This window comes from Synergistales bacterium (assembly GCA_021736445.1).
GTDB lineage: Bacteria > Synergistota > Synergistia > Synergistales > Aminiphilaceae > JAIPGA01.
This window is the reverse complement of the sequence record JAIPGA010000098.1, coordinates 1-8328: the sequence shown is the minus strand read 5'-3', so window position 1 is coordinate 8328 and position 8328 is coordinate 1. Positions and strand designations below refer to the sequence as shown.

Genomic DNA, 8328 nt, shown 5'->3' with positions numbered 1-8328 from the left:
GCATGCCGCCGGTGATGCGGTCGAAGTCGGTGAAGCCCGTGGAGGTACCGGTGACAGGCTCGCCGCGCTGGTAGTTCTCCTCGATAGCCTGAAAGGTGGGCGGCAGGATGTCGCCGACATGCCGGAAGGCCTTGCCGCTTCCGCTCTGGGAGATCTCGAAGATATGGCGCTCCGCCTCATCGAGCACCTCCGCCACATCCCGCCCCTCCTGGTACCCCAGCCGGGCGATATCCGACGCCGCCTGGATCAGCCTTCTGCGTGTGGCCTTGTCACGGACGATGCGGGCGTGGTAGGCCGCATTGGCCGTGGTGGGAACGCTGTCGACGAAGGCGGCGATGAAGGTCTGTCCCCCCACGGTCTCCTCGAGCTGCCGATTCTGGATCTCCTCCCAGAAGGTGAGGGGATCCACAGGCCGGTCCTTCCTGGCCATATCGTGGATGACATCGAAACAGCGGCGATGGGTCTGGTCGTAGAAGTCATCGGGGGTGAGCGTCTCCGTCGCCTCGAGCAGGGCCTCCCGCTCCAGAAGACAGGAGCCCAGCACCGCCCGTTCCGCTTCGAGGCTGTGGGGGGGCACCCGGTCAAACAGCGAACCGCCGGACATCGCTACTCGCTTTCGACGCTGGCTGTCAGCTCCGCTTCAACGCCGGGATACAACCGGACGGCAAAGGGGAAGACACCCAGCTCCTTGATGGGTTCCGACAGCTGGATCTCCCTGCGGTCTACCTTCTGTTTGATCTGCTTCTCGATGGCCTCGGCCAGATCGCTCGCCGTGACACTGCCGAAGAGCTTCCCGGCCTCGCCGGTGTTCACCTTCACGCGGACCTGCCTGCCCTGCAGCTTCTTCTGCTGGGCCTCGGCGGCCTCCCGGGCTTTCTGTTCCCGGCGTTCACGCACCTTCTGTTCCTGTTTCCAGCTTTTCAACCTGCCCTGGGTGGCCTGTTCGGCGAGACCCCGGGGAATCAGGAAGTTTCTGGCGTATCCGTCGGCAACCTCGGCGAGGTCGCCGGCCTTTCCCACGTTGTTGACATCATCTTTCAAGATTATCTTCACTCTTGTGCACCTCCAAAACGGGAGCGGAAATCGAACCACATATCGACGATTCCAACGAGCATCACCAGCTGCGAGAGGAACGGAACAAAGAGAAAGAGCCCCAGCAGGACCCACCTGAATCGTCCAACCCCCTTGTGACGCAGAAAGGCCAGGGCGAGGGAGCTGCCCTGGATGAAAAAGAGAAGACTCACCACCATCCGCAGGTTCAGCCCCATCTTCATGGCCAGACCCGCACTGTCCTGGGACATGCCGACAAACTGCAGCACCAGGGCGACCACCAGGGCAATAAAGAGACTCCGGGGGAAGCGCCACGCCTCAAAGGCCGGGAGCCTGGGCAGCGTCCTCCGGCCGAGGCGGGAGAGCACCGCCCGGCTCACCACGTAGCTGAGATAGCAGTCCACCGCCGAAGCGATGATCAGCAGCGCCGGGAACACCATCGGCAGGATACGCAGCGCCTCTTTCATCTGCTCCGAAAAGGCGCCTGTGGCGTCGCCGGAGAGGCCCCACTGCCCGAAGGCGCCGCTGACCCTCCCCATGACACCCTCTATCTCTGCGGGGTCCACGGAGAAGGGATTGATCCCCGTCACCCAGGTCACCAGAAGCATGAGCACCAGTTTGCTGCCCAGCGAAACGAGGATACCGTAGAGCATGATCTCCACAGCCTGGTCGAAGAGGCGGGCCAGGTAGCCGATCCCCACCCCGAGCACCCCGAATCCGAAGAGGAAAAAGAGCCCTCCCACGGGGCCCACAAAGGCGGTGACCAGGAGGGTCGCCACGCCCATCCCCAGGATGGAGCGTTTCAAACTGTGGCGCAGTCCCAGCACCACCAGCGGTGCGGGACAGACCAGCGCCACCACCGCCCCCACTACAGGCAGCACATGACTGGCCAGAAAGAGCATCGAGGCCAATGCGACCAGGAGAGCGGACTCCACAAGACCCCTGGTTTGATCCATAGGGCACCTCCGGTACGCGAAAAGGGGAGAAGCAGAGCCTCTCCCCCGTCGTCTGCTGGGTGTACCTAATCGACAGTAAAGGGAAGAAGGGCCATGGTGCGCGCCCGCTTGATCGCTCTCGTCAGCTGACGCTGGTGTTTGGCGCAGTTCCCCGAGACGCGGCGCGGGAGGATCTTTCCTCTGTCGGAGATGTATTTTTTCAGCTTTTCGGAATCCTTGTAATCGACCTTATCGATCTTGTCGACACAGAAAAAGCATACCTTGGGGCGTCGCTTGCCCCGTCGCTTGAATGCCATCCCTGTCGCCTCCTTTCCATACCACACTTACGGCGCAGCGATCGCGTCGCCATGCGCCTCTGCTGCTGTCTCCGATACCGACGGCGGAGCGGCCGGTCAGAAGGGGATATCCACCTCGTCGTCCTTCTTGCCGCCGGAATCATCGCTGCTGTTGTCGCTGTCGCCCATCTCCGAGAAGTCCATGGGGAAATCGTTTCCGAAGCCCTCTTCCTCGCGGAGGCTGCCGCCGTTCCGCCGGCCCGAAGCCCCTTCGCCGGAGTAGGCGCTGTCGCTGTCCTCGCGCCGTCCTCCTCCGCCGAGGAACTGGATTGTCTGGGCCACCACCTCGGTAAAGGTCCGTTTCTGCCCTTCCTTCTCGTAGCTGGAGACGCGGATGCGCCCCTCCACGAGCACGGGCCGTCCCTTGCTCAGGTAGCGTTCGCAATTCTCGGCCTGGCTCCCGAAGACGGTAACGGGGATAAAGCTGACCTCTTCCTGCAGCTCCCCGTCGCGCCCCTTCCAGGTTCGGTTGACGGCGACGACAAGCCGGGCCACCGGTGTTTTGGACGCCGTATAGCGCATCTCCGGATCCCTGGCGAGGTTCCCCACCAGAATCGCCTTGTTAAAACCGCGGGCCACTGAACACACCCCGTTTCTGCAGACTAGGCTTCATCTCTGCGGACAATCATGTGGCGGACGACATTTCCTTTCAGGCCGATCTGCCTGTCCAGCTCGTCCACCGTGGCGGACTCCATGCCAAAGGTGTACACGGCATAGAATCCCTCGGTCATCTCCTCGATGGGATAGGCAAGCTGCCGTTTTCCCCAGACATTGACATCGGCCGTCTCTCCATCCAGATTCTTGATAACCGTTCCGATCTCGTCCACAAGTTCCTTGTGGTCTTCAACATCAGGATGGAGCAGCACCATCATTTCGTAGGGCCGCATCCTCCATCACCTCCTCCCTTTGGACTGTCGGCCTCCCGCAATCTGCGGAAGACAGGGACACACGAACCTGGATTATACCCTAGGGCTCGGCGGCAGGCAACACATGAGCGCCCTCCGGATCCTCCGAAAGGATCCGGAAGATGCGCTCGTCGGGGAAGACCATGTTGAACTGCTCCCTGGCGAGCCTGGCCACGCCCTCCCGGGTTCGGTAGTACCGTATCTTGCGCTGCAGACGCTGCACCTCGCGGTCAAGCCGCACGATCTCGTCGCGCTTCTGCTCCACAATGCGGCCCAGCCGGGCGATGCGTTCCGCTTCATAGCTGCAGGCGGTGGCGAACATGGCGGCGGCGACAGCGCCGACCGTGGCGATCAGGATCCACCGGAGCCGCGGCATGCCCATGCTACATCGAATCCGGCGCCGTGACCCCCAGCAGATTCAGGGCGTTCCGCAGAACCACCCGGACCGCCTGGAGGAGAAGCAGCCGGCTCGCTTCGACGCTCCGCTCCTCACCCAGAACCCGATGGGCGTTGTAGAAGGCATGGAAGTCGCAGGCCAGCTGGTGGAGATAGTAGACCAGCCGGTGGGGCTCCAGGTCGCGGGCGGCCTTCTCCAGCTCCTCGCCGAAGACGTCCAGCCGCCGGACCAGATTCTGCTCCTCCCTGGAATCGAGCACGGCCACATCGAGTCTGCCCGCCTCCGGGATCTCCCTCCCCGCCGCTTCGGCCGCGGCGAAGACGCTCTGGATACGGGCGTGGGCGTACTGCACGTAGTAGACGGGATTGTCCGACGAGGTGCTCTTGGCCAGGTCGAGGTCGAAATCGAGATGGCTGTTGCTCCGGCGCATGAGGAAGAAGTACCGCGTGGCGTCCCTGCCGACCTCCTCGACCACATCCCGCAGGGTGACGAACTGCCCGGCCCTGGTGGACATGGGCACCTGCTCCCCGCCCCGCAGAAGGCTGACGAACTGGATCAAAAGGATCTGGAGATCCTCCGGCGACCGGCCGAGCGCCTCCACGCCGGCCTTCATCCGGGGAACGTAGCCGTGGTGGTCGGCGCCCCAGACGTTGATGACCATATCGAAGCCCCGGTCGTACTTGTCCTTGTGGTAGGCCATATCGGAGACGAAGTAGGTGGGCGCGCCGTTGCTCCTGATGAGCACCCGGTCCTTCTCGTCGCCGAAGCGGGTGGCACCGAACCACTCGGCCCCGTCGGCGGCGTAGGCGTAGTCCTTCTCCTTGAGAAGGTCCACCGTCTCCCGGGCGGCGTCGCGGCCGTTCCGGTAGAGGCTCTTCTCGGAGAACCAGACATCGAAGGTCACCCCGAAGGCCCGCAGGTCGTCCCGGATCCCCGCCAGGATCACATCCTCGGCGTACTGCCGGAACCAGGGCATGCTCTCCTCGAGGGGCTCGGCGAGGAAACGCTCCCCCTCGGCGTCGATGATCTCCCGGGCGATATCGTAGATGTAGTCGCCCTTGTAGCCGTCCTCGGGGAAGGGGGCCTGCTCCGGTTTCCCCAGCAGCTCGAAGTACCGGGCCTGGGTGGAGCGGCCGAGGATATCCATCTGGAGACCGGCGTCGTTGATCAGATACTCCCGCTCCACCTGCCAGCCGGTGTGCTCCAGGATGGCGGCCGTCACGTCGCCCACGGCGGCGCCCCGCCCGTGGCCGATGTGCAGCGGCCCCGTGGGGTTGGCGCTGACAAACTCCACCTGCACCTTCCGTCCCCGGCCGATGTCGCTCTTGCCGTAGCTGTCGCCCTCCCGGAGCACCCGATCGAGAACGGAACCCATCCAGCGCCGGTTCAGAAAGAAATTGATAAAGCCCGGGCCGGCCACCTCGACCTTCTCCACATACCCCTCGTCACCCACGGGGATCCGCGCCGCCAGCTCCTCCGCCAGGTCCCGCGGCCTGGCGCCGAAGGCCTTGGACGATTTCATCGCGGCGTTGGTGGCCCAGTCGCCCTGTCCTTCGCGTTTCGGCCGCTCCAGCTCCACCTGGGGGAGCGCTTCCTCCGCAACCCCACGCTCCGCGGCGAGCTTCTGCAGCGCCTTCCGCACCCCTTCCGAGAGGAGCGCCTGCACATCTTCCACTCGATCACCTCCGGATCATTTCGGCACAAATGCCGCCGGCGTACGCGCCGGCTAGTTCTCTACAGGTATCGTATGGTTCCCCCACTGGAGCCAGCGTCCGGTACGCTGCCTCCAGGAACGCTCCTCGGAGGTGCCTACCGTGGAGGTCTTCACAATAAGGCGGGACTCCCCGTAGACCGACTCCCGTTTGCCCCGGTAGCCGAAACGCTCCCTCAGAGCGATGGCGCCGCCCTGCTCCGTCGCCGCGGGGAAGGTCATCACCGAATAGCCGTCGGGAAGGGTCAGCGTCACCTTCTGTTCGAGCACAAAGGGGAACCGCAGCGCCACCGGGGTGGCGCTGTTCCGGGCCTCCGCCAGCTGGGGAACCGTCATGGACGGAAGCGTCACCAGCAGCCCCTTCCGGCCCGGGATCGCCAGGGAGAGCTCCACCGGCAGCGTCAGCCTGTACCCGTAGGAAAGCCCCTGCACCTCCGGAGGGCCGAGGGCCACCCGCTCCATCCCCTCCAGGGGAACCACCGCCGATTCGCCGTTCCGGCCTCTCCCGACGACATCCACCCATCCGTTGCGGACGAAGACGTCCAGGGTGCCCCTGGCGCTCCCGTCGACGGCGAGATCCAGCTCCCACTCCAGGGTGAGCCGGTGGTCCTCCACCTCCCCGCGGGGGATCGTCGTCGTCCCATAGGAGGCGCCGTCACGGTAGTAGAGGGTCTCGCCGTAGAGCCTGGAAGGCCTCTCTCCCACCTCCACGCGCTGGCCGGGGACCACATGGAAGGCGCCTCCCCGGGGCGGTTTGCAGAAGAGGATCGGGGGCGCCCAGGCCCGCCTGGCCGCCGGCGAGGAATCCTCGCGGGGGAGGAGGGGGAGCCACCGGTAGCCCACCTCCCAGCCGAGCTCCTTCAGGGCCTCGCCGATCACAAAGGACCGCTCCCATTCCGTCCAGGGCCCCCCGGAGGGGATGCGGGGGCGCACAAAGGTGCCCGGGAACCCCGGGAGGAGATGCTCCTCCCGGCTCAATGCCTTGATCAGACGCTTCCCCCGGTCCCGGGCGTCGCCCCTGCCGCGCCCGTAGTCGGCCGCCACGTCGGCGGGGCGTTCCACCCCGTCGGAGAGGCCGTCCAGACTCCCTATCAGCGTCGCCAGGTCCGAACGCAGGCTGAAGGCGAGCACCGGGAGCTCGCTGCGGAGGAGGCTGTCCCGCCGCAGCGGCGGGGCGTTCACCACCTTCCAGGTGTAGCGGTCCACGGCGCCGCGCTCCTCTCTGGAAGGGGGGAGCACCTCCCGGTTGCCGTCCCAGTAGATCGGCGTGTTCCGCGGGACATCCACGACAACCCGCTGCTCCCACTGGGGCACCGCGCCTCTGATCCAGAAGGCGTCCTCCAGATTGCAGCGCCCCGGGAAGGTCCGGCTGTAGCCCAGAGCGAGGACCCGCGTCCCCTCCAGGGGCGGGACGCGGACGCGGATGCTCCGGGCGCCCTCGACGGGCCGTTCCTCGGGTACCAGCGGGACCGCCATGGTGCCCATGGGGAGGGTGTAGAGCGCCGACTCCTCCACGGAAGCGCTCCCCCCCGGGGGCACGGGGATCGTCCAGTCCGTCAGCTCTTCAGGCGCATTGCGGTCCAGCAGGATGAGCCACTTGGAGTGCTGGGCCATGCTCCCGTCGGGATTGAGCTCGTACCGCTCCTCATGCAGCCAGACCAGCCCATCGGCACCCGGGTAGTCCGAAAGGTCAGGCGCCTCCCGGGCGATCCGGGGCACCAGCAGGCCGCCGTCCCAGGCGATAGCCGCACCGGGAAGGCAGAAGGCGATGAGAGCAGCGCTCACGACAAGTCGGGCTACGCATTTCCTCACGGGGATCACTCACCTTTTACTTGACTTTGCCGCAGCAGTGCTTGTACTTCTTTCCGCTTCCGCAGGGGCAGGGGTCGTTCCGCCCCACCTTGGGCCCCTTGCGGACCTGCTGCTGCGGTCTGGACTGCTCCTGTTTGGCGCCCTGCTTCTCCTGTTTCCCGGGGAGGGCCATCTCCCGCCCCTCGTTGAGCTGGGGGCCGGGGTGCTCCTCCTCGCTCTCGGAGACCACGTTGACACGAAAGAGCATCTCCGAAACCCCTTCACGGACCTTGGTGAGCATCTCCTGGAAGAGGTTGTAGGATTCGAACTGATACTCCAGCAGCGGATCCTTCTGGCCGATGGCCCGCAGGCCGATACCGCGGCGCAGCTCGTCCATGGCAAGCAGGTGCTCCTTCCAGCGGGCATCCATCACGTGCAGGATCACCGCCCGGGCCACCTCCTCGGCCATGACCTCCCCCATCTCCGCGATCCGGCCGTCGAAGCGCCGGCGCAGTTCGTCGAAGATGGCTTCCCTGGCGGGCGGGAGAAGCTTGGCGCTGTCCACGCCGTCCAGGTGCTTCTCCAGCCCCGGCCAGAAGATGGATTTCAGCCGCACCTGGGCGGAGTGCGGTTCCGCCTCGCCCTCCTCGGGATAGGCGTCCTCCAGGATGCCGTTGACGGCGTCCTCCACCACCTCCCAGGCCCGGTCGGTGACCCCCTCTTCCAGGAGCACCCGGCGCCGTTCGGTGTAGATGGCCTCGCGCTGCTGGCTGAGGACGTTGTCGTACATGAGCAGCTGCCGCCGGATATCGAAGTGCATCTGCTCCACCTTCTTCTGGGCGTTCTCGATGGCCCGGGAGAGCATGGAGTGCTCGATGGCCTCGCCGTCCTCCAGACCGAGCTTGCTCATGATGCCGTCGATCCGCTCGGAGCCGAAGAGCCGCAGCAGGTCGTCCTCCAGCGCCAGATAGAACCGGCTGGAGCCGGGGTCGCCCTGGCGGCCGCTCCGCCCGCGGAGCTGGTTGTCGATACGGCGGGACTCGTGCCGCTCGGTGCCGACGATATGCAGCCCTCCGGCGGCGATGACCCGCTCCTTCTCCTCGGCGGAGGGCCTCCGCTTCTCGTCGAGCAGCGCCCGGTAGTCGTCGCCTTCGGGGTCCAGGCCCTTCCTGGCGGCCTCCTC

10 protein-coding genes are annotated in these 8328 nt (G+C 65.6%); all 10 read right to left on the bottom strand.

Annotation, left to right across the window (positions count from 1 at the left end; all coding sequences use genetic code 11):
• Positions 1 to 604: replicative DNA helicase (locus K9L28_10965; GenBank protein MCF7936849.1), on the bottom strand; the 604-nt coding region annotated here is incomplete at its 3' end.
• A gap of 2 nt (positions 605 to 606) precedes the next feature.
• Positions 607 to 1053 carry a 50S ribosomal protein L9 gene (gene rplI, locus K9L28_10960; protein MCF7936848.1) on the bottom strand — a complete coding sequence of 149 codons (447 nt, stop codon included), beginning with the start codon at positions 1051 to 1053 and terminating at the stop codon, positions 607 to 609.
• On the bottom strand, positions 1050 to 2006 hold the full coding sequence (locus K9L28_10955) for a YybS family protein (GenBank protein MCF7936847.1): 957 nt from the start codon (positions 2004 to 2006) through the stop codon (positions 1050 to 1052). The genes rplI and K9L28_10955 overlap by 4 nt, the downstream gene beginning before the upstream one ends.
• 65 nt (positions 2007 to 2071) lie before the next feature.
• Positions 2072 to 2302, bottom strand: a complete 231-nt coding sequence (gene rpsR, locus K9L28_10950) for a 30S ribosomal protein S18 (GenBank protein ID MCF7936846.1) — start codon at positions 2300 to 2302, stop codon at positions 2072 to 2074.
• A 96-nt stretch (positions 2303 to 2398) separates the two neighbouring features.
• Complete coding sequence (gene ssb / locus K9L28_10945; protein MCF7936845.1) at positions 2399 to 2920, bottom strand: single-stranded DNA-binding protein; 522 nt, start codon at positions 2918 to 2920, stop codon at positions 2399 to 2401.
• 23 nt (positions 2921 to 2943) lie between these two features.
• A complete protein-coding gene (gene rpsF / locus K9L28_10940) occupies positions 2944 to 3228 on the bottom strand; it encodes a 30S ribosomal protein S6 (protein MCF7936844.1) in 285 nt (94 codons plus the stop codon).
• 79 nt (positions 3229 to 3307) lie between these two features.
• Positions 3308 to 3622 (bottom strand): septum formation initiator family protein, encoded by a 315-nt coding sequence (locus tag K9L28_10935; GenBank protein MCF7936843.1) that lies wholly within the window; start codon positions 3620 to 3622, stop codon positions 3308 to 3310.
• Positions 3623 to 3629: 7 nt separating this feature from the next.
• Complete coding sequence (gene argS / locus K9L28_10930) at positions 3630 to 5318, bottom strand: arginine--tRNA ligase (GenBank protein ID MCF7936842.1); 1689 nt, start codon at positions 5316 to 5318, stop codon at positions 3630 to 3632.
• Between the two features lie 51 nt (positions 5319 to 5369).
• Positions 5370 to 7166 (bottom strand): hypothetical protein, encoded by a 1797-nt coding sequence (locus K9L28_10925; GenBank protein ID MCF7936841.1) that lies wholly within the window; start codon positions 7164 to 7166, stop codon positions 5370 to 5372.
• Between the two features lie 16 nt (positions 7167 to 7182).
• Positions 7183 to 8010, bottom strand: coding sequence for an SEC-C domain-containing protein (locus K9L28_10920; GenBank protein MCF7936840.1), 828 nt, complete (start codon positions 8008 to 8010; stop codon positions 7183 to 7185).
• Between the last annotated feature and the right edge of the window lie 318 nt (positions 8011 to 8328).

Excerpts from the sequence above, each read along its gene's own strand:
- K9L28_10955 (MCF7936847.1), bottom strand. The coding sequence starts at position 2,006 with ATGGATCAAACCAGGGGTCTTGTGGAGTCCGCTCTCCTGGTCGCATTG.
- rpsR (MCF7936846.1), bottom strand. The coding sequence starts at position 2,302 with ATGGCATTCAAGCGACGGGGCAAGCGACGCCCCAAGGTATGCTTTTTC.
- rpsF (MCF7936844.1), bottom strand. The coding sequence starts at position 3,228 with ATGCGGCCCTACGAAATGATGGTGCTGCTCCATCCTGATGTTGAAGAC.
- K9L28_10935 (MCF7936843.1), bottom strand. The coding sequence starts at position 3,622 with ATGCCGCGGCTCCGGTGGATCCTGATCGCCACGGTCGGCGCTGTCGCC.
- K9L28_10920 (MCF7936840.1), bottom strand. The coding sequence starts at position 8,010 with ATGCTCTCCCGGGCCATCGAGAACGCCCAGAAGAAGGTGGAGCAGATG.